We start from the raw sequence: 22,624 nt of genomic DNA on the forward strand, positions 1-22,624 counted from the left end.
CACAGCTTATCTGGGATTGGAGTTGCTTATGCTGGGGGACGACCAATCGCGCACAGGAGCTACGCCCATGCCCGTCAACCGCCATCCTCGGCTGCTCGCCGCAGGTATTACGTACCGCGACCTCGTCATCTCTGGAATCGGGCAGCTGCCTGCGCTGGGGGAGGAACGCTACGGCACGGACTTCGTCGCCACGTGGGGTGGGATTGCCAACACGGCTCGGATTGCAGCAAGCCTGGGAGCACGGGTGCAATTGCTCACGGGTCTAGGTGACGACCTCAACTCGCAGGTGTGTCGTCGTGAATTGATCGACTGGGGCATCGATCTGGCCCCGAGCCCGATCAACCCGGGCTGGGCGCTCCCGGTGACGATGAGCCAGGCGTGTGGCACCGAGCGGGCTATGACGACCGTGGAAACGGCGCTACCAGTCCCTTTCCCCGCTCCTAGTCTTGACGGAGTCGACGCAGTAGTCACCCATGTCTCAATTCCCGCCGACGCCTGGCTGTACGAAGCCGGCGATGCCGGAATCCCGGTGATTGCAGACCATGGATTTGAGGAGGGGCAGGAATCCGGGGTGCTCGAGGCCGTGTCAGGATGTACCTGCTACACGCCTAACGCAGCTGAGGCGATGCGACTGACCGGTACCGACGACCCGGTGTGGGCGGCGCGAGCCCTCGCCGAGCACGTGCCGGTTGTCATTGTCACATGTGGCGGCGACGGGATCGTCGGTGTGGATTCCCGCACTGGTGAGGAGGTCCATGTTCCGGCAGTGGCCATTGATCCGGTCAACACCACAGGCGCCGGAGACGCCACCGTGGCTGGCCTGGCCTGGAGCTGGGAATGGCAGGTCTCGTTGACCCGAAAGCTCGATGTTGCAGCCCTGGTGGGAGCCATCGTCACGTCGCGAGCGCACGGGACCACGGATCCGCTCACACCCGAAGACCTGCTCGCCTGGGTACCGCGAGACCCAGAGCGGTTCGAGTTCCTTGCTGAACTGTTGAGGTGAGTGGTTACGGAACCGAGCTCATCTCTGGCGGGAATCAGCCTGGACCGGCAGCTTCGCTATGACGCAAAACCCGCCCTCCTTGCGAGGCCCCGCGGACAGTCGTCCGCCCATCGACGTCACCCTCTCACGCATGCCCTGCAGCCCGTGGCCGCGCCCATCTCCCTGGACGGCGTCTCCATACCCGTCGTCGACAATCTCCACATGGATTGCGGTAGGCGAATAGGCCAAGGTCACTGAGGCGTGAGCGCCTGGGCCAGCATGTTTGAGGACGTTGGTGAGGGCCTCCTGGACGACTCGGTAGGCAACCAGACCGAGGGCCTGGGAGACGACCGGCTCCTGTCCCGTGACGGTGAAGGTGACCTTCACCCCGGACTTCTCGACGAGTTCGGGAATCTCCGCCAGCCCGGGGGAGGGGGAGTAGTCGGCGTCGGTGTCCTGTCGCAGCACCCCGACGATGCGACGCATCTCGACGAGGGCCTCGCGACCGGTCTCGGCGATGGTGTCGAGGACCTCGGGGGCCTTCTCCGGCTTCTTCGTCGCCAAGGCCTTGCCGCCCTCCGCCTGCACGATCATGACCGACAGTGAGTGGGCGACGATGTCGTGGAGCTCGCGGGCAATCTCGCTGCGGGTGCGTTCCTCGGCGACCCTGGCCTGCTGCTCACGTTCAGCGAGGATGGCTCGGTAGCGTTGAGCTTTGGCGATACGCTGTTGGGAGTCGATGAGGGCGGACTCGCGCAGTCGTCGTCCCACCGCGTAGGGGGTCAGGACCAAGCCGGCACAGACCGCCATCGCAAGGATCAGCAGTACGCACGGCGTCCCCGAGGTGGGGTCATATCCAGCGGCGATGGTGAGCTGCCATCTCATCGGGCCGATGACTGAACCCAGCGCTCCGACCCACAACACCCAGCGAGACTCGTGGCCGTCCACCCATCTGGCCACCGAGTAGGAGGCGATGGGGACGATGAAGATGCTCAGCACCGGGAAGGGCACGAAGATGAATTGGATGGCCCCGCCGAGGGCCACCAGGGTCATCATGAGCAGGGGATGTTCACGGCGCATCGGCAGCGAGGCCACCATGATCATGGAGGAGACGAGGGCCGCGGCGTACTCGGGATGGGGTCGTTCGACCAGGCTGACGAGATAGGGGACGATCGTCACCACGGCCATCACGAGGGTGAGGGTGACGTCTCCCCACCAGGCCCGTTCGGTGTCTGCCGGACGACCGTCGTCGAGCTTGGGGTCCAGCACCTCCTCCATGCCAGGGATGGAGATCTGCGGGACGTTGTTGCGGGTCGGGTTGAAGCGGTTGAGGCGGGCACGCACACCGGATCCGCGGGATCCGTTGGAACGGTTGTCCGCGGTCGAGGTCTGCGATCCGGTCTCCTCCATGACCGCCAGTCTAGGAAGACCGTCCAACCCATGGTGGATTGGTTTCTGATGTCGGGTGACGGTGTGTGGGGTGGCAACGCGCACGGTCGGTGACCGCTTCGCCACACACAACTCGCCCGCCGGCTGGGTCGGTAAGCCGCCCCCTAGACTTGAGACTGACGATCACGGCGACACGGAAGGTTCCCATGAAGATTCTCATCACCGGCGGGGCCGGTTACATCGGATCGACGGTCGGTTCGGCATGCGAGGAGGCAGGCCACGAGGTCGTCGTCCTGGACGACCTGTCCGCGGGACGCCGCGAGTTCGTCCGCGACCGCACCTTCTACCAGGGCGACATCGCCGACCAGGACCTGCTCGACCGCGTCTTCACCGAGAACCAGATCGACGCCGTCGTGCACTGCGCGGCCAAGATCATCGTCCCGGAGTCGGTTGATGAGCCGCTGACCTACTACGACAACAACGTCGGCAAGACCGTCGCCCTGCTCAAGGGTATGGAGCGCAACGGCGTGCACCGCATCCTGTTCTCCTCCTCGGCCTCGATCTATGCCACTGACGAAGAATTCAAGGTGACCGAGCAGTCCGCACTGGACCCCGGTTCCCCCTATGCGACCACCAAGTTCATGGTGGAGTTCATCCTGCGTGACGCCGCCCACGCCTCCGACCTCAAGGCCCTCAGCCTGCGCTACTTCAACCCGATCGGTTCGGACCCGAAGCTGCGCACCGGCCAGCAGATCGAGCACCCGACCCACGTGCTCGGCAAGATGATCGACGCCTGGATGGAGGACTCCACCTTCACCGTCACCGGTGTTGAGTGGCCGACCCGTGACGGTTCGGGCATCCGGGACTTCATTCACGTCTGGGACCTGGCCCGCGCCCACGTCGCCGCCTTGGAGCACCTCGATGAGGTCACCACCGAAGACCCGTACCAGGTGTTCAATATCGGTACCGGGAACGGCGTCACCGTCAAGGAGCTCGTCAAGGCCTTCGAGGAGGGCACTGGCAAGCCTCTCGACGTCGTCTACGGTCCGCCGCGCCCCGGCGATGTCGCCGGCGCCTACACGGTCTCCAGCCGAGCCAAGGACCTGCTCGGGTGGAGTGCGGAGCTGACCCCGGCCGATGGCATCCGTGACGCCATCGCGTGGCTGCCCGAGCGCAAGAAGATCCTGGGTTACTGATCTCCCGAACCCTCGACCCGTCCCCGGCCTCGCACTTGTGCGGGGCCGGTGGTGTTTTCCCGGGCTGCGTGATTCCGGGGGCGATGTGACGGTGTCAGAGTGGACGGATGAAGGCCAGCACCATCGTCGTCAGCTGGTTGGTCATCCGGTCGATGTCGGCCTTTCGCCCTGACGCCATGGTCGCCAGCACCCGGGAGTCGAAGACCGCACGGGTGACCTCGATGAGGTCGTTGACGCTGATCGTCGTCGTGACGTCGTGGTCGCGCAGGGCTTGTTCCACCATCTCGCGCAGGGCGGGGGAAATGGCTGCCTCGACGTGTTGGTATGCCTCCCGCAGTCGTGGATTTCGTGTTGCCTCGAGGGTGATCTCCAGGATCGCCACAACCGTCGTCGGGTCCGAGCCGACCGCCGACGAGAAGAGGGCGATGATGTCGTGGATTCGATCCCGCAGGGCGTCCTGGCCGTCATTGGGGAAATCCAAGGAGGAGCTGAGGACAGCCAGATTCTTCTCGGCGTAACGGCTCAACACCGCCATGCACAGCTCGTCCTTGGAATCGAAGTTCGAGTAGAACGCTCCGCGGGTGAACCCGGCTTCCTCGCAGATCTCCTCGACGGTCGACCCCGGTACCCCCTTGCGGGCAAAGACGGCGACAGCGGCGTCGGCCAGTCGTGCCTGGGTGGCTGCGCGACGAGTAGAGACTGTGGTGGTGGACATGACGCTCCTGGAGACCTCGAGGGTTGAATACGACGATGTATCGGATACGATACTGCATCGAATACGATGTTGTATCGAGTGGTGCTCGGGCGAATTCATTGCGGGGTGATGATGTCCTCCTTCCTTCACGATGTCGGGGAGTGCTGCTTCCGCAGGGCCAAGACCGTCGTCGCCCTGTGGCTGGGCCTGTTGGTCCTGCTTGGGGTGGGGATGGTCGCCCTGCAGAGCGACTACGACGACTCCTTCACCATCCCGGGCGCCCCCTCCCAGGTGGCCTACGACAACCTCAAGGTGACCTTCCCGCAGGCCTCCGCGTTGAGCGCCAACGTCGTCATCACCGTGCCCGATGGCACCGACATCTCGTCGAAACCCATTCGTTCCCGGATCGAGAGAGGTGTCGAGGAGCTCAAGGACCTCAAGGACGTAACGGGGGCGACCTCGCCCTGGAGCAAGCACGTCTCCGGGATGATTAACAAGGATCACACCGCGGCCGTCATTCAGGTTGAACTGGGGCAGGTCAGCTCGGTGACTTTTCCCGACTCCGGACGTGATGATCTGCAACAGCTGGGGCACGAGATCCAGGCCGACCTGCCGTCGGGATCACACGTCTATGTCGGTGGCCAGGCCTTCGAGGCGATGCTGCCCTCCCTGTCGATCACCGAGGTCATTGGGGTCGGGGTGGCCCTCGTCGTCCTTGCCGTCACCCTGGGATCCTTGGTGGCAGCCGGGATGCCGATCATCACAGCCGTCCTCGGGGTGGGCATCACCTACGCGATCATGGCGATCCTCACCCGGTTCACGACGGTCAACTCCGTCACCCCGATGCTCGCCGTCATGCTGGGCCTGGCCGTCGGGATCGACTACGCCCTGTTCATCCTCTCCCGCCACCGCGATCAATTGCGTGACGGCTTCGAGGTACAGGAATCGGCTGCTCGAGCCGTCGCGACGTCGGGGTCGGCCGTTGTCTTCGCCGGGACGACGGTCGTCATCGCTCTCATCGGGTTGGCCATCGCCAAGATCCCCTTCCTCACCGTCATGGGCGTCTTCGCCGCCGTCGGCGTCGCTCTCGCCGTCGTCATCGCCCTGACGATGCTGCCGGCCTTCATGGGCCTGATGGGGGAGAGACTGCGTCCGCGGAAATCTCGTCGCGGACGGGGGCCGAAACCAGCCCAGGTGACAGCCAGAGCGAGCAGGAACGACGATGCCACAGCCGGCACGGAGACACCGTCAACCAGCACCAATGCGGTTGGTAAGGGGGAACGTTCCGGCGGCATCTTCGGGTGGTGGGTACACACCGTCACCCGCGTCCCGCTGGCGACCATCCTCGTCGTCGTGGTGGCTCTGGGGGCGCTGGTCGTTCCGATGAAGGACCTCCACCTCGGCCTGCCCACCGCCGCAGAACTGCCCGCAGACAACACGGCCCGGCAGACCTACGACGCCCTGGAGAAGGAGTTCGGGCCGGGATTCAACGGCCCGGTCATCGTCACCGCCGACATCGTCACCTCCACCGACCCGATGAAGATCGTCAACGGGCTCAAGGCCGACATCGAGAAGCTCCCCGGCGTCGACACCGTCGCTGTGGCAGTACCGAACCAGAACGCCGACACCGCCATGGTCCAGGTGCTGCCGACCACGGGTCCCACCGACGAGGCGACCAACGACCTGGTCCGCGAATTGCGAGACCACAAGGCCGAATGGCATGACGAGTACGGGGTCGACACCGCCGTCACCGGACTGACGGCCATCAAACTCGACGTTTCCGACCGTCTGGGGGCCGCCCTGCTGCCCTTCGGAGTCTTCGTCGTCGGGCTGTGTCTGGTGCTGTTGACGGTGGTGTTCCGGTCGATCGCGGTCCCCATCAAGGCGACTGTCGGCTATCTGCTCTCAGTGCTGGCTGCCTTCGGAGCTGCGCAGTTGGTCTTCAACCGAGGCATCGGCCTGTCGGTGGTCAACCTCGACCGTCCAGTCCCGATCATCTCCTTCATGCCGATCGTCGTCATGGGCATCCTCTTCGGTCTGGCCATGGATTACGAGGTTTTCCTGGTGTCGCGAATGCGTGAGGAGTATGTCCACACCGGCAACTCCAGTGGTTCCGTCATCAGGGGCTTCATCGGTTCGGGCAAGGTCGTCACGGCCGCAGCCGTCATCATGTTCTCGGTCTTCGCTTTCTTCGTCCCAGAAGGCATGAACGCCATCAAGGAGATCGCCCTGGCCCTGGCCATCGGCATTCTCGCCGACGCCTTCCTGGTGCGAATGACCCTCGTCCCGGCCGTCATGGCCCTGCTCGGTGACAAGGCCTGGTGGCTGCCCGGATGGCTGGATCGCCGCTTACCCCGCTTCGACATCGAGGGGGAGGGGATTGCCCACGAGGAGAGACTCGCCGAATGGCCTACCCCTGACCATACCGAGACTCTGCACGCCGAGGGGATCGGGGTCGATGGTCTCTTCGCTGACCTCGACCTGCACGTCGAGCCACATGAGGTGCAGGCCGTCGTGGGGTCACCGGGCTCGGTCACGGCCGTGCTGCTGGCGGCCGGGGGACGACTTGCCATCGACCACGGTCGGATGAGGTCGGGCGGCCGTCTCCTCCCCGAGCGGGCCTCCGTGGTGCGTCGGGTGGCATGGCTCATCAATGCCGCTGACAAGAACCTCACCGAGGAACTGCAGGCAGCCGCGGCAGCCCTCACCCATCCGCCGCGACGCCCACCGCGTCTGTTCCTCATCGACCACGCTGATCAGATCGTCGAGCAGTCCCACCGCGACCAGCTGGAATCCCTCATTGTCGAGGTGAACCAGGCCGGTGAGGCCGCCGTGATCCTGGGAGCCCAGCGTGCCGGCCGCATTGACTGGCTGGAGCCACAGGCCGTTCATGACCTGACCGAACACCAACCCGAGCCATCCCTCGGAGGTACCCGATGATGACCGAACGTTCCCACTCCACGATCAGGTTGCGGTGGCCGGCGGTGGTCGCCCTGATCCTCGTACCGTTGGTGGTGGTGGCCGGCCTGGTCGGCACCACCTGGCGGACCACTGACCGGCTGGGCCAGGTGAAGGCGGCGGTTGTCAACGAGGACAAGGCCGTCAAGGTCGGTGGACGGCTGGTTCCCATCGGACGCCAGCTCACCGCGGAACTGGTCGATTCTGGCTCTCACACCACTGACGGCCACACCGTCGATTGGACCTTGACTGACGCCGACGGGGCCGCCAAGGGGCTGCGAGACGGCACCTACTCGGCGGTCGTGACGATCCCAGAGTCCTTCTCGTCCGACGCCACCTCCTACTCCGCCAATGACGCGGCCAAGACCAAGCCAGCCCTCATCGACGTCACCACCTCCCAGACCTCCCCGGTCTCCGACACCACCATCGCGGCCCTCACCGCCCAGGTGGCGCGGCGTTCCCTCAACACCACCCTGACCTCGGGGTACCTCGAGAACGTCTACATCGGCTTCAACCGCTTCGCCCAGCAGATGGGCAAGATGGCCGACGCTGCGGCCAAGCTCGATGACGGGGCGACGAAACTTGCCGACGGCACGAAGAAGTCAGCCGCCGGGGCGGGGACCTTGGCCGCTGGCATGACGAAGCTCAGCGGAGGAGCCCAGCAGCTGAAGACCAGTGGCGGCAAGCTCACCGACGGAGTCGCCCAGCTATCGGGTGGCCTCAACATCCTGTCCGACAAGGGAAAACAGCTCAGCTACGGTGCGAACGGTCTGGCCAGCGGGGTGACGACCTACACCGATGGCACCGGCAAGGTCGTCGACGGAATCGGTCAGCTGTCCGCTGGCCTGACGACGATGGACCAGAAGGTCAGCGCGGCCACCGGCAAGATCGACACCTCCCAGCTCAACCAGCTCACCGACGGGGCAAGCCAATTAGCGGACGGCATCGACCAATTCACCGATGGCCTGGTCGGATATCGCACCGAGATTCGTCAGTACGCCTCCGGGGAGAAGACCGCCGAACTCAAGAAGGAGTCCTTGTCCAAGGGTGAGGCGGACTTCATGGCACGCTGCACCCAGAGGCACACCGCACAGGATTGTCAGAACCTGCTGCCTCTCGTCCGCGAGGCCATGACCGACGGGTACGCCCTCGGGGTGAGGGCTGGATCGGCGGTGGCCGTCAAGGCGATGTCCGTCAAGGACCCCAACTCCGGCATGAGCATCGACGACGGCATCGACCAGCTGGCTGACGGCTCCTCGCAGCTGTCCCAGGGTGTCGACAAGTTCACGGTCGAGATACGTACCGGACTGCCCAAGGTGGTCGGCCAGGTCGCCCAGCTGCGAGATGGCATCCATCAGACCGCCACTGGCGCCCAGACCTTGGCCGCCAAGTCCCAGCAACTCAAGGGAAGCGGGGCCAAGCTCTCCGCGGGGGCTGTGACCTTCGCCAATGGTGTTGACGCCTACACCGGCGGGGTCTCCAAGGCGGCCGCCTCGACTTCGAAGCTCGAGCAGGGAGTCAATCAGTACGTCGGCGGTGTGAATCACCTCTCTGACGGGGTGAGGAAGGCTTCCGCGGGGGTCGACACCTTTGCGTCCGGGATGACGAAACTCAATGGTGGGGCCCAGAGACTCACCGACGGCACTGGCAAGTTCTCCGGTGAGCTTGCGGCCGGGGCCAAGAAGGTGCCGACCTACTCTCAGAATGACCGCACCAAGCTGGCTGACGTCGTGTCCGCTCCCGTCAATGGGGATGGGCCTGCCATTGCGACCTCGGTGGCCGCGGTGGCGGTTCTGCTCATCCTTGGTGCCTGGATCGCTGCTCTGGCGACCTGGCTGGTGGCTCGCACAGTTCCCTCGCGGGCGCTGAGCTCCGCGCGCTCGACCCTGGGCCTGCTGGCCCGGACGATGTCGGTCGGCGCCATCGTGACCGTCGCGGTGAGTATTGGCCTGGCGGTCATCGGCGGGGTGGTGTTGGGTCTCTCGGTACCACGGTCGATCGGATTGGGCGGATTGCTGCTCCTCATCGGGGCGATGTTCGGCCTGATCAACCACGCCCTGGCCGCTTGGTTGCATGGCCTGGGGCGGCTCATCAGCGTCGTCCTGGTGACGGCGAGTGTTGCTGCCGGGCTGGCGAGCACCGTCCCCGCCCCGGTGCACGGGGTCGACGCCATCTCCCCGCTGCGACCTGCTTTGCAGGCGGAGCAGGCTGTGGTGGCCGGGAACAATCCCAGCTTCGGATCCCTGCTGGCCGTTGTTATATGGGCGGTGGCGGCCCTCATCGCCAGTCTGCTCGCAGTGGGGCGACGGCGTCAGACCAGTGCCAGGGAACTGCTGACCGCCAGCGAAGCCTGAGCGACGGCAGCGATCTAGAGTGGCACCATGAACAAACCCCTCCTCGCGAGTCTTGCCGTCCTGGCTAGTGTCGTTGCAGTGACCAGCCGGATCCGCTCGGTGCGGAGGGGTTGGATCGACGAGGTGTGGCGATTCGGCATGGAGGGGATTGACGAGGGCCCCGACGACGAGCAGCGGAGTTGATCGTCGAGATCACCTCGTCCCTCGCCAGGTCCGGTCTTGTCGGGCCTTCTCTCACTCGGTCCGAGCCAGTCCGTCGGCAAGTACCCGGTTCAGGGTCGGACGGGTCGCCCACAGACCCAGCCGCACCATGCCTGCACCGATGAGAATGGTGCCGACCGTCACGAGGATTGTCACCGGCCTCAGGACGAGGGCCACCCCCACCATCGGGACGATCAGCAGTCCGGTGGCGACCAGGCCCGTCACCATGGCGAACCTCATTGGTGAGATGACGGTGATCCGTCGCACCTTGTCCTGAGTGGCCAGATCCATCCCGACGATGTCCAGACCCACCTCGACCGAGCGGCGGTCGAGAATTGCAGAGGCCTGATTGACGCCCACCGAGCAGGCCACCGTGGCGAAGGCGAAGACAATGAGTAGGATAGTGCCGGTCTGCAGGTCCTGCCCGATGATCTGGGCAGCCGGGTCGGCGCTGGTACCGTTGCCCGCCGCCTGCATCATGGCGGCCCCGGTTCCTGCGAGCATTCCCACCACGCACACCGCTCCCAGGGAGGCGACCTGGGTCCAGGCAGCCCGCGGGTTCTCCAGCACCTGACGGGCAGCGACCAGGTCGGTGGCAGTCCTGGCCTTGTTGAGGCGGTGCTTGAAGTACATCGACAACAGCTTAGGGCCGATGATGTTGGCGAGTTCGACGACGGCTGCCAGCAGGATGGCGAGGAAGACGTACACACCGACGACGCCGGTCTGACCTCCGAGGACGCTGAGTACAGCCTTCGAGGAGACGAGGACGAGGACGATGGCGCCCCCGATGGCCAGCCGAACCCATGACACCGAGCGGGGCTGACTGCGCATTCGCACCCCGAGGGGAGAGACGTCGACCCGTCTCAGACCAATGGCGGAACTGATGAGGGCGAGGAGTACCAGGGCCAGGATGACCCCGGCCACCGGAGCGGGGCCGAGCAGGACCGAGCCCGCACCGATCTGGCTGCCGTTGAAGGACAGTCGTCCCAGTAGGGGCACGCAGATGAGGTAGCCGACGATGCCGAGCAGGGACCCGACGAGAGCCTGCAGGCCCGCCTCGACCAGGGTGACCACCCGCAGCAGATGGGATGACGCCCCGATGAGACGTAAGGAGGACAGCCGGTCGTCGCGACGTCGGGCGGACAACCGCGCGGCCGAGGAGGCCAGGGTCATCAGCGGCAACACCAGCAGGATGACGGCGATTGACGAGGTCAGCTTGTAGAAGGAGGCATTCTCACCGGGCAGGTGCCACATCATGACGGCACCGCCGGTGACGTCGAGGATGATCGTCGTGATGACCGCGAAGGCGACCACCGGCAGCCGCCAGGTCGAGTGATCAGCGGCCGAGGTGCGCAGGGTCATGCCGAGGATCGACGAGGTCGCCGGGCGTCCCGCTTTGGTCGTGAGCGGTTCGGGGACGGAGATCGACGGGATCTGCTGATCCGCGGTTCCCGGTTCAATGGTGGACTTCGTGGTCATGGTCACCACCTCCCGTCGGAATGACGCATCTCGTCGGAGACGATCCGGCCGTCCTGCAGGCGCAGGATGCGCTGACAGCGGCGGGCGACGCCCTCGTCATGGGTGACGACGATGAGGGTGCGTCCCCTCCCGGTCGTCGCCGAGAGCAGGATGGACATCACCTCGACAGCAGTGGCCGAGTCGAGGGCTCCGGTGGGCTCGTCGGCGAAGACGATCGCCGGGTCGATGACCTGGGATCGGGCGATGGCTACTCGCTGCGCCTGGCCGCCGGAGAGTTGACCGATGCGTCGATCCTCCATGCCTCCCAGTCCCATCGAGCTCAGCCACTGGACGGCGTACCCGACGGCCTGTGACCGAGAGGCGCCATTGAGCATGAGAGGCAGGGCGGTGTTCTCGACGGCGGTGAGCTCGGGGACGAGCATTCCCTGCTGGAAGACGAACCCGAGGGACTGGCGACGCAGCTGGGCCCGTCCCTCGCTGGAGAGACTCTCGACGTTGACGACGCGGTCGGGCAGACCCAGCTCGATGCTGCCGGAGTCGGCCGAGAGGATCCCGGACAGGCAGTGCAGCAGGGTGGTTTTTCCCGATCCGGACGGCCCCATGACGGCGACCGACTGGCCGGCCGGGATGGCGATGTCGACGTGGTCGAGGGCACGAGTCGTCCCGTAGGTCTTCGTCAGTCCCAGGGTGCGGAGGTGAGCGCCGGGGACGGGTTCGGCGACGGCGTGAGGGTTGGATCGGGTTGGCGTCAACATGTCATCCACCGTGCTGCCCGAACCCCTCGTCGCGCATCGTGCTGGCGGTCGAATCGGAGCGTCCTCCCGTGGTAGGAGGATGGTGATGCCACAGGATTGGTCCCGATGAACATGGGAGGCGCCGATGAGGATCAGTGATTACTTCGGACTGTGGGAGAACGATAGGAGATCGGACCCCGCGCGGAGATCTTTGGAACAGGAAAAGGCGTTTTGGCATGGGCACGCAGCGGTCTACGACCAGCACGCAGGTTTGACGTGCAGTTCCCTGGCTCAGATCGGCACCGTGACCAGCATCGTCGAACCTGAGTCATCGATCCTTGACGTTGGCGGCGGAACCGGACGGTTCGCGATTCCGCTGGCACAACGCGGCTGCCGTGTGACTGTCGTAGACCGTTCAGAGGACATGCTCCGTGTGCTTTCGGAGAATGCTGAAGCCGAGGAAGTCAAGATCGAGACGATCCAGGGGCAATGGCCCATGGACACAGGAAGGGTTTTCGACACCGTTCTTGCTGCGTGGTCCTTGTACTGGGCCCTCGATCTGGCGGCGTCCTTGCGGGCATTGGTTCGGCAGGCTCGACGGCACGTCATCATTATTGACACCACTGGATCACCGACGGCCTGGGATCATGCCCTTGCAGCAGCACAGGGGGAAGATGTCCGTGTTTCACAGGCTCGCCATCTACTCCTTGCAGGTGGCCTCGCACAATTGGGGATTCCAGCAGAAATTAGAATTCTCGAGGAATATCGAGTTGTTTCTGAAGATGAATTGTACCATGAGGTCCAGACTCGAGGAGGTAATTTTTCCGAGGCGATCAGGATCATGGATTCCTATGCGATTGGATTCCCTCGCGGATGGAGGTGTAGACGCACAATTGGTCTGGTGCATGTAGATGCGAAGGGCCTTGTGGGGGCCCTGCCCGACATGCCTGTGTGAGGGGAGTGTCGATCAGTTCAAGGTCTTCATTGATAAGGTATGTGTATCGGTAACCCAAATGGGTGTGAGGGAACTCCGGTGTGATTCCGGGGCTGACGCGCAGCGGTGACGGTGACCGTCTCGGCGTATGCCACTGGGCCAGTGAGGCCTGGGAAGGTGCTGAAACGGGTTGAACCCCAGTCCGAAGACCTGCCGATGAAAATCCACTCGACACAAGCTCGCGTCATGGCTTTTGGTTGGAAACCCTTACGTGGGGCCCATCTGTGACCGTTGGCGTGGGAACGGAACGGAAGGACCATTGCGATGGCGCGAAGGTACACGCGGAGGGTCGCTCTTGTCGCTGCATTAGTGATTCCTGTCTCATTCATGGCTGGTTGTGGGAGCGCCGTCACGGAGCAGAACGCCTCGACGGCGTCGTCCCACGCAACCGGTTCGAAGGCCGGGCACACGTCATACCCGCTGACGGTGGAGAGCTGTGGGGTGAAGCAGACGTTCGATTCCGCCCCGACGCGCGCAGTGACATTGACGTCAACGGCGACTGAGACGATGCTCGAGCTAGGGCTGGAGAAGAGCATGGTCGGGACGGCGTACCAACGCACTCGCCCCATCGGTGCCCAATACAAGGAGGCCTACGACTCGGTGTCGGTTTTGGCCGCTGGGCAGCCTTCCATGGAGAAGCTTTTGTCCGTAAATCCTGATTTCGTGTATTCCGGGTACCCGGACGGTTTCTCAAGGAGCAACGGTCACACCCGGAAAGACCTACAGAAGATGGGGATCAAGACGCATCTCAGCCCTGTGGGATGCACCAATGAGGTCAAGGCCTTGGATGATGAGACCAAGGAGATCAGGACCATCGGCCAGATCTTCGATGTGAATGACCGAGCTGAGGCATCGATTCGAAAGTTCAACGACAAGGTCAATGCCGTCAAGAAGTCCGTGAAGGGGAAGGAGCGCCCCAAGGTGTTCCTCTACAACTCAGGTGAGGACGCCCCGACGACAGTTGGTGGGTGGGCCTATGCATCGGTGATGATCGATGCGGCGGGAGGCGAGAACATCTTCGCGAATGAACCGCTGCGGTGGGGAAAGATGTCGTGGGAGCAGGTTGCAAAGGCTGATCCAGACATGATTCTGATTTACGACTACAAGACCCCGAGTGTCGATCAGAAGATCAAGACGTTGAAGTCAATTCCGGCACTGAAGGACACCAAGGCCGTCAAGAACAATGCCTTCCCGGTGATCAGTCTCTCGTTGGCACAGCCCGGCCCGCGTTCGGCTGAAGGTATCGAGCAGCTTGCCAAGCAGTTCCACGGCTGATGATGGGTGCACGTGGTGGCATTGATGAGTCATCCACGGCTGTGAAACGGCAGGACGAACTCGTTGCTGTCCTCAATGCCCTTCCATCCGAGTCGGCATCTGTCGGGGAAGACAGGTGGCGTGGCGATTCGCATCGTGGACACCTGGTCATAGTCTTGTCCGTACTGGCCGTCACGTTGATTCTTGTCCTGGGACTCGCGCTGTCAATTGGCTCGGTTCATGTTCCCTTCGTCCAAGTATGGAAGGTCGTTGCGCACCGGGCTCTGCCGGCAGGTGTCGTCACCGTTGATTGGACTGCGTCGATCGACAGGATCGTTGCTGATGTCCGGCTTCCTCGTGTGCTCCTGGCGGCAGTCGCAGGGATGGCGCTGACCACTGTCGGCACAGTCGTGCAGGCGCTGCTTCGCAACCCACTGGCGAGCCCCACGGTGCTCGGCGTGTCGTCGGGAGCTGCAACCGGAGCCATTACCGTCATGCGGTTTGGTCTGCTCCTCGGTGGTGCGGTCTCTCTCGGGTTGGCCGCGTTCGCAGGCGCGTTCCTGACGCTTCTACTCGTCTTGGTGATCGCCAGACGGAGGCAAACCCTTTCTGCAGGAACGTTGGTTCTCACCGGCATGGCGGTTTCGGCCCTGTTGTCGGCAGTCAACAACTTCATGGTTCTGACCTCCCCGGATCCGCAACTGGCGTCGCAAGTCCTCTTTTGGAGTCTCGGAGGCTTCGGGGCCGCCAAGTGGGAGAACCTTCCCGTCCCCACCCTCGTCCTCGCTGTGGGAATGCTCTTATGCCTGGCTGAGGCGTCAAATCTCAACCTCCTTCTTGGTGGGGAAGGGACAGCGGGTTCTCTCGGCCTGGACGTTGATCGGTTCCGAACCTGGATGTTCGTTGTGGCAGCTGCAATTGTCGGTGTGACAGTTGCGGTGTGTGGCGTCATAGGATTCGTCGGCCTGGTGATGCCGCACATTACGAGGATGCTGGTTGGCGCAGATCACCGCCGAACCCTTCCCGTAGGACTGCTTCTGGGTGCGATTTTCACCGTGCTGGCGGATGTTGGGGCGCGGATGGCCATTGAGCCGCAGGAATTGCCGGTAGGTATTGTGACCGCGCTTGTCGGGGCTCCATTCTTCCTGTTCCTGTTGCGACGCACCTTGGGGGAGACGTCATGATCGTCAGTGGTGCAGAACTGGTGGTCGCGGGCCTGGGTGTCGACATCGAGGGGCGCCACATCGTCCAGGATGTCGACTTCGTCGCCCACCCCGGTCAGGTGGTGGGGATCCTCGGCCCCAATGGGAGCGGCAAGTCGACGATGCTGCGCTCAATCTTCCACTCGAGACGCCCTACGAAGGGGACGGTGACCGTCGATGGTGTCGATGTCTGGGCGCGAGACACGAAGTGGTCCTCCCGGCACATTTCGGTGGTTCTCCAAGAGACTCCCGCGGAGTTCCCGCTGACGTGCGGGGAAATCGTCCGGATGGGGAGGACACCTCACAAGAAGTCGTGGCGGTCGCTGAGCGAGGGCGACCTTGCCCTGTGCGGCGCAGCCATGGAGCTTATGGAGGTTGGAGATCTCGCGACGTCGACATTCTCACGGATTTCTGGAGGAGAACGGCAGCGGGTGACAATCGCGAGGGCGCTGGCGCAGCAGACCGGCCTGCTGATCATGGATGAACCGACGAACCACCTTGACATTCATCATCAACTCAAGGTGATGGAGCTGTCGCGGCGCCTCAGGTCGACGGTGGTGGTGGCACTTCACGACATCAATCTGGCCGCACGATTCTGCGACACCCTTGTACTGATGTCGAAGGGCACATGTGTGGCAGCGGGTGCGCCATCGGCCGTGCTGTCTCCGGGAATCCTGGACGACGTCTACAAAGTGTGCACTCATCTCGGTCGACACCCGAGTGGCGCTGTTCAAGTAACCGTCCTGTGATTGTCGGTGGTGCCGGCCGTGTTCCCCTCCCCGTGAACACCGAACTCCCTCAAAGCGTCGAAACCCCGTCGTAGGGTGGGTTCATGACGACCAACGACCGCTCGCTCCCATCAGATCTGCCCTCTCAGCTGCTCATTGACGGAGAATGGGTGGACGCCGAGGCGTCCCGCACCTTCGACGTCCTCGACCCCTCCACCGAGAAGTCACTCGTCGCCATCGCCGATGCGTCCGTCGACCAGGGCACCGACGCCCTCGACGCCGCCGTCCGTGCCCAGGAATCCTGGGCCGACACCTCCCCGCGTGAGCGCAGCGAGATCCTGCGCAAGGCCTTCGAGCTCGTCACCGAGCGCAAGGACGACTTCGCCAAGCTCATGACCCTCGAGATGGGCAAGCCGCTGGCCGAGTCCTACGGAGAGGTCACCTACGGCGGGGAGTTCCTGCGCTGGTTCTCCGAGGAGGCAGTGCGCATTCGCGGTGACTACGGCTTGCTCCCGGAGGGCAAGATCCGCCAGCTCGTCACCAAGCGGCCCGTCGGCCCGTGCCTGTTCATCACCCCGTGGAACTTCCCGCTGGCCATGGCCACCCGCAAGATCGCCCCGGCTCTTGCCGCCGGCTGCACGGTGGTCATCCGCCCGGCCTCGGCCACCCCGCTGACCACCCTGCTCTTCGCCAAGACCCTCGTCGACGCCGGTCTTCCCGCCGGGGTCGTCAATGTCATCACCGGTCGTGACCACGCCGTCACGGACGCCATCCTGGAGGACCCGCGGCTGCGCAAGCTCTCCTTCACCGGATCCACCGGGGTTGGCGTCAACCTGTTGGAGAAGGCAGCCAAGCACGTGCTGCGCACCTCGATGGAGTTGGGCGGCAACGCTCCATTCATCGTCTTCGACGACGCTAACCTCGACCAGGCCATTGCCGGTGCCAGGGGAGCCAAGATGCGCAACATGGGAGAGGCCTGCATCGCTGCCAACCGGTTCATCGTCCACGAGTCGGTGGCCGAGGAGTTCACCAACCGGATGGTAGAGATGATGTCCGGCCTCACCGTCGGGGATGGCCTGGACGAGAAGTCCGAGGTCGGCCCGATGATCACCGAGAAGGATCGTGAGAAGGTCGACGGCCTGGTTCGTTCCGCGGTCAAGGCCGGTGCGACTGTTCACTGCGGCGGCGAGATCCCTGCGGGCAAGGGCTGGTTCTACCCGCCGACGGTGCTCTCCGGGGTGTCCGCCGATGCCGAGATCATGCAGACCGAGATCTTCGGACCGATCGCCCCGATCACCACCTTCAGCACCGAGGACGAGGCCCTGGCCATCGCCAACTCCGTCCCCGTCGGACTGGCCGGTTACGTCTTCACCGGCGACACCGCCCGAATCCTGCGGATGGGTCAGAAGCTGGAGACCGGCATGATCGGTGCCAATCTCGGTGTCTTCTCCAACGCGGCTGCCCCATTTGGTGGCGTCAAGGAGTCCGGTCTGGGCCGAGAAGGTTCCTACCAGGGCATTGAGGAATTCCTGGAGACGATCTACGTCGCTCTTCCGGCGTGACTCAAAGGACATGATCTCGAGGGTGGGACGGTAGCGTCTGCCGGGTGGGCACCTCACGTCTCCGACTCATCGCCGCCGTCGTCCTGACAGGGCTGGTGTCCGGACTCATCGGTGGCCTCATCGGCGAGCTGTCCCACCTCATCGAGGCCTGTGCCTTCGGTGCTCCCTTCTCCTCCTCGACGACCGGCGTCGGCGGGGTCGTCATGTGGCGACGGTTGGTCGCCCCGATCGCAGGTGCTGTCATCGCGGGCCTGACGTGGTGGTGGTTACGTCCGCGTCCGTTGGGTTCGATCATCTCGGTACGCCAGGCTGTCGACGTCGACTCCCCGAAACGTTTGCGGCCGATCGAAACCATCGTTGACGCCCTGGCCCAGCTCGTCGTCGTCGGGTCGGGAAGCTCCCTGGGCCGAGAGGCCGCGCCTCGTCAAATGGCTGCCCTGGCCGCCCAGGGGTTGTCCGACGGCTTCCGCGTCGACGCCGCGACGAGACGAGTGCTGTTGGCCAGTGCTGCCGGGGCTGGTCTGGCGTCGGTCTACAACGTGCCGGTCGCCGGTGCTCTCTATGCCTTGGAACTGACGGTGCGTCCCAACCTGCGCACCCGGCGTGGTTGGGGACAGGTTGGGATTGCCGTCGTCATCTCGGTGCTCTCGACGGTGACGGCCTGGATCTTCAACCATGATCGGCCCATCTACCGCTCCCCGGTGGCCGAGGTCACCCCTTCCGGTCTGGGATGGATCATCCTCCTCGTCGCAGTAGCCACCCCCATCGGAGCAGGGATGGGCGTGCTCTTCGGGGAGATGAAACGTCGCGTCCCGGTGACCTCCCGACTGTGGTGGACGGTGCCGCTCGGATCGATCGGAGTGACGGCCATCGCTCTCATGGCTCCCGAGGTGGTCGGAAACGGTCAGGTCATCGTCAATCTGGTACTGGCCCACCCCGTCGCCCCGGCCACGTTGGCGATTCTGCTCGTCGGGAAGATCCTCGCCACCACGATGGCTCTGAGGTCCGGCGCTGCCGGCGGTCTGCTCACCCCATCCCTAGCATCCGGTGCTCTCATCGGCACTCTCATCGCGGCAGCGGCGGGAATTGATTCCCCCTCCCAGGTCACGATGATGGCCATCGTGGGAGCCGGTTGTGTGCTGGCAATGACCCAGCGCGCGCCCCTGTTCGCGGCCGCCTTCGCCCTGGAGCTGACCCGTGCCGGGGCACTGGGTGTTCCGGTCGTTGTCGTCGCGGTGCTGCTCGGGTGGGCTGGTTTCGTCCTCATTGGCAAACGCGGGCCGGGGTTCCACGGAGGGATCGGTCGCGCTCCGGAGAATACATCAGGTTCGCGATAGTCTGACCTGGATGTACCAGCCGCCGTGCGGCGATCCTCCCAACCAAGGAAGGGCACATGACTCAGGATCTGGCTTCAGCAATCGCATTCCAGGTGCGATCCACCTCGGGACGCACCGTCACCGCGTCGACCCCCATGGAGGTGTGGCAGGGGCTGTCAGCCTCCGTCGTGGGCCGCATTGCCGACGATTGGGAGGCCACTGACGCCGTCTACAAGGCAGGACGTCAGGAGCACTACTTCTCCGCCGAGTTCCTCATGGGACGAGCCCTGCTCAATAACCTGTCGAACCTCGGCCTGGTCGACGAGACCCGGGAGGCCCTGGCCAGCTTCGGCATCGACCTGTCCCAGGTGCTCGAGCAGGAGCCGGACGCAGCCCTTGGCAACGGTGGCCTCGGTCGTCTGGCCGCCTGCTTCCTCGACTCCTGCGCCACCCTGGAACTGCCCGTTACCGGCTACGGCATCCTCTACCGTTACGGCCTGTTCAAGCAGCTCTTCGACAACGGTTTCCAGACCGAGCACCCGGACCCGTGGATGGAGGAGGGCTACCCCTTCGTCATCCGCCGCGAGGAGCAGCAGCGCATCGTCCGCTACGCCGACATGTGGGTGCGTGCCATCCCCCACGACATGCCGATCACCGGTTACGGAACTCGCAACGTCGGAACCCTGCGGTTGTGGAAGGCCGAGCCGATGGAGCAGTTCGACTACCAGGCCTTCAACTCCCAGCGCTTCACCGACGCCATCGTCGAGCGGGAGCGCACCTCCGACATCTCGCGTGTGCTGTACCCCAACGACACCACCTTCGAGGGCAAGGTGCTGCGGGTCCGTCAGCAGTACTTCTTCTGCTCGGCCTCCCTGCAGGAGATCGTCGACAACTACGTCAAGCACCACGGCGAGGACATGACGGACTTCGCCAAGTACAACTCGATCCAGCTCAACGACACCCATCCTGTGCTGTCCATCCCCGAGCTCATGCGCATCCTGCTCGACGAGCACGGCATGGGCTGGGACGAGGCCTGGGACATCGTCACCCACACCTTCGCCTACACCAACCACACCGTTCTGGCCGAGGCCCTCGAGAAGTGGGAGATGCAGATCTTCGATCGCATTTTCCCGCGCATCTCCGAGATCGTCCGCGAGATCGATCGTCGCTTCCGTGAGGACATGGGCAAGCGCGGCCTCGACGGCCAGACCATCGAGTACATGGCTCCGGTCTCGGGCAACCAGGTGCGGATGGCGTGGATCGCCTGTTATGCCTCCTACTCGATCAACGGTGTCGCCGCCCTGCACACCGAGATCATCAAGCGCGAGACCCTCAAGGAGTGGCACGCGATCTGGCCGGAGCGGTTCAACAACAAGACCAACGGCGTCACGCCGCGTCGCTGGCTCAACCAGTGCAACCCGCGTCTGGCAACCCTGCTGACCGAGGTCACCGGGTCCGACGCCTGGGTCAAGGACCTCTCGGTGCTCGCCAACCACACCGATTCCGTGGACGACTCGGTCTACGACCGCATCAATGAGATCAAGCACGCCAACAAGGTCGACTTCGCGGTCTGGGTGGCCGAGCGCGAAGGCGTCGAGATCGATCCGGATGCCATCTTCGACGTTCAGATCAAGCGTCTGCACGAGTACAAGCGCCAGCTGCTCAACGCCTTCTACGTGCTGGATCTGTACTTCCGTCTCAAGGACGACCCGACCCTCGACGTCCCGAAGCGCGTCTTCGTCTTCGGCGCCAAGGCCGCTCCCGGCTACATCCGTGCCAAGGCGATCATCAAATTCATCAACGAGGTGGCTCGCCTGGTCAACAACGACGAGGACATCAACGGCCGTATCAAGGTCGTCTTCATCCACAACTACAACGTCTCCCCGGCCGAGCACATCATCCCGGCCGCCGACGTCTCCGAGCAGATCTCGATGGCCGGCAAGGAGGCCTCGGGCACCTCGAACATGAAGTTCATGATGAACGGCGCGCTCACCCTGGGCACCCTGGACGGCGCCAACGTCGAGATCCTTGACGCCGTCGGTGACGAGAACGCCTACATCTTCGGTGCCACCGAGGAGGAACTGCCCTCCCTCAAGCGCGGGTACGACCCGCGCTGGCAGTACGAGAACGTGCCTGGTCTCAAGCGAGTCATCGACGCGCTGACCGACGGCACCCTCGACGACAACGGGTCCGGCTGGTTCCACGACCTGCGTCAGAGCCTCATGGAGCCCGGCTGGGAGGGCCCCGACGTCTACTACGTGCTCGGCGACTTCGAGTCCTACCGCACCGTCAAGGACGCCATGGCTGCCGACCACGCCGATGCTCGCGGTTGGGCCCGCAAGGCGTGGGTGAACATCACCAAGTCCGGCCGGTTCTCCTCGGACCGCACCATTCGCGACTACGCCGAGCAGGTGTGGAAGCTGGATCCGGCTCCGATCGACTGAGCGAGCGTCGGCTGACTGACGACGGCGGTAGCCGGGCTGCCCAGGGGTGGCCCGGCTTCTCCATCTCCTCGCGTGTCGAGGCTCGCGCCTCGGGACCCTTGACGTCGGTGAGGGGAGATCAGCGCCACAGGGCCTTGGTGGCCAGGGCCAGCAGGACGGCCCACAAGGCCGATGTCATCGTCCCGATGATGAACTGCTCGATGGCCGCACTGGATTCCTCGTTGGCCTCCTGAGCCCCGGTACCCGGAGTGGGTTGGGATTTCAGTTCGGCATAGCGGGCGAGGGTCTTGACGCCGAGAATGACGGCGATGCCGGCTGGATATCCGGTGAGAATGGCGGTGACGATGCCGAGTCTCTCCAGATAGCCGATCCACAGCCCGCCACGCAGCAGACCCTTGTCACCGTCGGTGTGGATCCCGGCAGCGTGGAAGACCAGGGAGACGACGTACTTCCCGGCCCACACCGCGGTGATGACGACGAGGACGGCCGCGATCCTCATGGCGATGGTCATTGCACATCCCGGGCCAGATCGACGGCGAGTTGGCGAGTCTGCACCAGGTACTCCCAGCGGGCACGGGTGAGACGTTGGCTGACGGCTGAAGTGCTGATACCCAGGGCTCGTGCGGTCTCCTCACTGGTCATGGACAGATCGTAGGACGCGACGATGTCGCGAGAGGCTGGCCGCAGTCCGCGTGCCAGGTCGACGACGACACTGGCCACCTGGGAGAACCGTCGCATGGCGTCGGTCCCGTCAGTGGCCACCTGGACACCTGCGCGACGGCGTCTGCACTCCTCGATGGCCTGACGGGCTTTGACGTATGCCGGTCCGCGTGCAGCTCTCGTGGAATCTGGCAGCGGAGTGACGACCTCGTCATGGGCGAGGCCGATTCGCCACGGCCCGCAACCGGCTGTCCACAGCGCATGGATGAGGGTGGCAGGGTCGGTCGAGAGGGCCTGGACCTCGTCCCCGGACGTGCGTTCTGGTGGAAGGGTCCAGTGTGGCGTGCCGACGCGGTAATCCGTCGGGCTGACGAGGAGTCCCGGGGAGGTGAGGGAGTCCAGGAGAGTGGGGACCTCGTCGTCATGACTGCGGCTTTCGAGCTGATCGGCCAGGATCACCCAGGCGAGCATGATCAC

General features: G+C 64.2%; 18 protein-coding genes and 1 riboswitch. Of the genes, 12 read left to right on the forward strand and 6 right to left on the reverse strand.

All coding sequences use genetic code 11. The features are described from left to right. The first annotated feature begins 28 nt into the window (after nt 1-28). Complete coding sequence (locus AC6I1W_RS03085; protein WP_171048505.1) at nt 29-1,003, forward strand: carbohydrate kinase family protein; 975 nt, start codon at nt 29-31, stop codon at nt 1,001-1,003. Between the two features lie 18 nt (nt 1,004-1,021). On the opposite strand, the gene AC6I1W_RS03090 is transcribed toward AC6I1W_RS03085, so the two are convergent. Then, nucleotides 1,022-2,392 carry a sensor histidine kinase gene (locus AC6I1W_RS03090; protein ID WP_065672952.1) on the reverse strand — a complete coding sequence of 457 codons (1,371 nt, stop codon included), beginning with the start codon at nt 2,390-2,392 and terminating at the stop codon, nt 1,022-1,024. 185 nt (nt 2,393-2,577) lie between these two features. Here AC6I1W_RS03090 and galE point away from each other — a divergent pair, with 185 nt between their 5' ends. Further along, nucleotides 2,578-3,567 carry a UDP-glucose 4-epimerase GalE gene (gene galE, locus AC6I1W_RS03095; protein WP_036901580.1) on the forward strand — a complete coding sequence of 330 codons (990 nt, stop codon included), beginning with the start codon at nt 2,578-2,580 and terminating at the stop codon, nt 3,565-3,567. Nucleotides 3,568-3,661: 94 nt separating this feature from the next. Here the strand turns inward: galE and AC6I1W_RS03100 are convergent, their stop codons facing one another. Then, the gene (locus tag AC6I1W_RS03100; protein WP_016666660.1) at nt 3,662-4,282 is read right to left on the reverse strand and encodes a TetR/AcrR family transcriptional regulator; all 621 of its coding nucleotides are present in this window, start codon (nt 4,280-4,282) and stop codon (nt 3,662-3,664) included. Between the two features lie 108 nt (nt 4,283-4,390). Between AC6I1W_RS03100 and AC6I1W_RS03105 the strand changes: the two genes are divergently transcribed. From AC6I1W_RS03105 to AC6I1W_RS03115, 3 genes are read left to right on the forward strand one after another with little or no spacing between them, the layout of a single operon-like run. Beyond that, nucleotides 4,391-7,201, forward strand: coding sequence for an MMPL family transporter (locus AC6I1W_RS03105; protein ID WP_270236568.1), 2,811 nt, complete (start codon nt 4,391-4,393; stop codon nt 7,199-7,201). Further along, nucleotides 7,198-9,573, forward strand: a complete 2,376-nt coding sequence (locus AC6I1W_RS03110) for a YhgE/Pip domain-containing protein (protein ID WP_270236570.1) — start codon at nt 7,198-7,200, stop codon at nt 9,571-9,573. Before AC6I1W_RS03105 ends, AC6I1W_RS03110 begins: the two co-directional genes overlap by 4 nt. Before the next feature lie 27 nt (nt 9,574-9,600). Continuing rightward, nucleotides 9,601-9,756, forward strand: a complete 156-nt coding sequence (locus AC6I1W_RS03115; protein WP_016666663.1) for a hypothetical protein — start codon at nt 9,601-9,603, stop codon at nt 9,754-9,756. 51 nt (nt 9,757-9,807) lie between these two features. Here AC6I1W_RS03115 and AC6I1W_RS03120 read toward each other — a convergent pair whose 3' ends face one another. Together AC6I1W_RS03120 and AC6I1W_RS03125 are read right to left on the reverse strand one after the other, a co-directional pair. Continuing rightward, on the reverse strand, nt 9,808-11,253 hold the full coding sequence (locus AC6I1W_RS03120; protein WP_117188278.1) for an FtsX-like permease family protein: 1,446 nt from the start codon (nt 11,251-11,253) through the stop codon (nt 9,808-9,810). A 2-nt stretch (nt 11,254-11,255) separates the two neighbouring features. Beyond that, the gene (locus AC6I1W_RS03125) at nt 11,256-12,008 is read right to left on the reverse strand and encodes an ABC transporter ATP-binding protein (protein WP_065673068.1); all 753 of its coding nucleotides are present in this window, start codon (nt 12,006-12,008) and stop codon (nt 11,256-11,258) included. Between the two features lie 124 nt (nt 12,009-12,132). On the opposite strand from AC6I1W_RS03125, the gene AC6I1W_RS03130 reads away from it, so the two are divergent. The 7 genes from AC6I1W_RS03130 to AC6I1W_RS03160 all read left to right on the forward strand — a co-directional run bounded on the left by AC6I1W_RS03130 (nt 12,133) and on the right by AC6I1W_RS03160 (nt 21,487). Continuing rightward, entirely contained in the window at nt 12,133-12,942 is an 810-nt protein-coding gene (locus tag AC6I1W_RS03130; protein WP_065672956.1) for a class I SAM-dependent methyltransferase, read from the forward strand. A 30-nt stretch (nt 12,943-12,972) separates the two neighbouring features. After that, nucleotides 12,973-13,153, forward strand: a riboswitch (cobalamin riboswitch). A 269-nt stretch (nt 13,154-13,422) separates the two neighbouring features. Further along, the gene (locus tag AC6I1W_RS03135) at nt 13,423-14,256 is read left to right on the forward strand and encodes an ABC transporter substrate-binding protein (RefSeq protein ID WP_462553326.1); all 834 of its coding nucleotides are present in this window, start codon (nt 13,423-13,425) and stop codon (nt 14,254-14,256) included. Continuing rightward, on the forward strand, nt 14,256-15,419 hold the full coding sequence (locus tag AC6I1W_RS03140; RefSeq protein ID WP_065672957.1) for a FecCD family ABC transporter permease: 1,164 nt from the start codon (nt 14,256-14,258) through the stop codon (nt 15,417-15,419). The genes AC6I1W_RS03135 and AC6I1W_RS03140 overlap by 1 nt, the downstream gene beginning before the upstream one ends. Continuing rightward, nucleotides 15,416-16,186, forward strand: a complete 771-nt coding sequence (locus AC6I1W_RS03145; RefSeq protein ID WP_065672958.1) for an ABC transporter ATP-binding protein — start codon at nt 15,416-15,418, stop codon at nt 16,184-16,186. Before AC6I1W_RS03140 ends, AC6I1W_RS03145 begins: the two co-directional genes overlap by 4 nt. 83 nt (nt 16,187-16,269) lie before the next feature. Further along, entirely contained in the window at nt 16,270-17,727 is a 1,458-nt protein-coding gene (locus AC6I1W_RS03150; RefSeq protein ID WP_065672959.1) for an NAD-dependent succinate-semialdehyde dehydrogenase, read from the forward strand. A 44-nt stretch (nt 17,728-17,771) separates the two neighbouring features. Next, nucleotides 17,772-19,064 carry a chloride channel protein gene (locus tag AC6I1W_RS03155; RefSeq protein WP_065672960.1) on the forward strand — a complete coding sequence of 431 codons (1,293 nt, stop codon included), beginning with the start codon at nt 17,772-17,774 and terminating at the stop codon, nt 19,062-19,064. 56 nt (nt 19,065-19,120) lie between these two features. Further along, nucleotides 19,121-21,487 carry a glycogen/starch/alpha-glucan phosphorylase gene (locus AC6I1W_RS03160; protein ID WP_117188274.1) on the forward strand — a complete coding sequence of 789 codons (2,367 nt, stop codon included), beginning with the start codon at nt 19,121-19,123 and terminating at the stop codon, nt 21,485-21,487. 118 nt (nt 21,488-21,605) lie between these two features. Here AC6I1W_RS03160 and AC6I1W_RS03165 read toward each other — a convergent pair whose 3' ends face one another. Both AC6I1W_RS03165 and AC6I1W_RS03170 read right to left on the reverse strand, forming a co-directional pair. Continuing rightward, a complete protein-coding gene (locus AC6I1W_RS03165; RefSeq protein WP_065672962.1) occupies nt 21,606-21,998 on the reverse strand; it encodes a hypothetical protein in 393 nt (130 codons plus the stop codon). Continuing rightward, nucleotides 21,995-22,618 (reverse strand): sigma factor-like helix-turn-helix DNA-binding protein, encoded by a 624-nt coding sequence (locus AC6I1W_RS03170; protein WP_065673070.1) that lies wholly within the window; start codon nt 22,616-22,618, stop codon nt 21,995-21,997. Before AC6I1W_RS03170 ends, AC6I1W_RS03165 begins: the two co-directional genes overlap by 4 nt. Nucleotides 22,619-22,624 lie beyond the last annotated feature (6 nt).

This window comes from Cutibacterium sp. KB22876, assembly GCF_059728865.1.

Excerpts from the sequence above, each read along its gene's own strand:
- AC6I1W_RS03085 (WP_171048505.1), top strand. The coding sequence starts at position 29 with ATGCTGGGGGACGACCAATCGCGCACAGGAGCTACGCCCATGCCCGTC.
- AC6I1W_RS03090 (WP_065672952.1), bottom strand. The coding sequence starts at position 2,392 with ATGGAGGAGACCGGATCGCAGACCTCGACCGCGGACAACCGTTCCAAC.
- galE (WP_036901580.1), top strand. The coding sequence starts at position 2,578 with ATGAAGATTCTCATCACCGGCGGGGCCGGTTACATCGGATCGACGGTC.
- AC6I1W_RS03100 (WP_016666660.1), bottom strand. The coding sequence starts at position 4,282 with ATGTCCACCACCACAGTCTCTACTCGTCGCGCAGCCACCCAGGCACGA.
- AC6I1W_RS03105 (WP_270236568.1), top strand. The coding sequence starts at position 4,391 with ATGATGTCCTCCTTCCTTCACGATGTCGGGGAGTGCTGCTTCCGCAGG.
- AC6I1W_RS03110 (WP_270236570.1), top strand. The coding sequence starts at position 7,198 with ATGATGACCGAACGTTCCCACTCCACGATCAGGTTGCGGTGGCCGGCG.
- AC6I1W_RS03115 (WP_016666663.1), top strand. The coding sequence starts at position 9,601 with ATGAACAAACCCCTCCTCGCGAGTCTTGCCGTCCTGGCTAGTGTCGTT.
- AC6I1W_RS03120 (WP_117188278.1), bottom strand. The coding sequence starts at position 11,253 with ATGACCACGAAGTCCACCATTGAACCGGGAACCGCGGATCAGCAGATC.
- AC6I1W_RS03125 (WP_065673068.1), bottom strand. The coding sequence starts at position 12,008 with ATGTTGACGCCAACCCGATCCAACCCTCACGCCGTCGCCGAACCCGTC.
- AC6I1W_RS03130 (WP_065672956.1), top strand. The coding sequence starts at position 12,133 with ATGAGGATCAGTGATTACTTCGGACTGTGGGAGAACGATAGGAGATCG.
- AC6I1W_RS03140 (WP_065672957.1), top strand. The coding sequence starts at position 14,256 with ATGATGGGTGCACGTGGTGGCATTGATGAGTCATCCACGGCTGTGAAA.
- AC6I1W_RS03145 (WP_065672958.1), top strand. The coding sequence starts at position 15,416 with ATGATCGTCAGTGGTGCAGAACTGGTGGTCGCGGGCCTGGGTGTCGAC.
- AC6I1W_RS03150 (WP_065672959.1), top strand. The coding sequence starts at position 16,270 with ATGACGACCAACGACCGCTCGCTCCCATCAGATCTGCCCTCTCAGCTG.
- AC6I1W_RS03160 (WP_117188274.1), top strand. The coding sequence starts at position 19,121 with ATGACTCAGGATCTGGCTTCAGCAATCGCATTCCAGGTGCGATCCACC.
- AC6I1W_RS03165 (WP_065672962.1), bottom strand. The coding sequence starts at position 21,998 with ATGACCATCGCCATGAGGATCGCGGCCGTCCTCGTCGTCATCACCGCG.
- AC6I1W_RS03170 (WP_065673070.1), bottom strand. The coding sequence starts at position 22,618 with ATGCTCGCCTGGGTGATCCTGGCCGATCAGCTCGAAAGCCGCAGTCAT.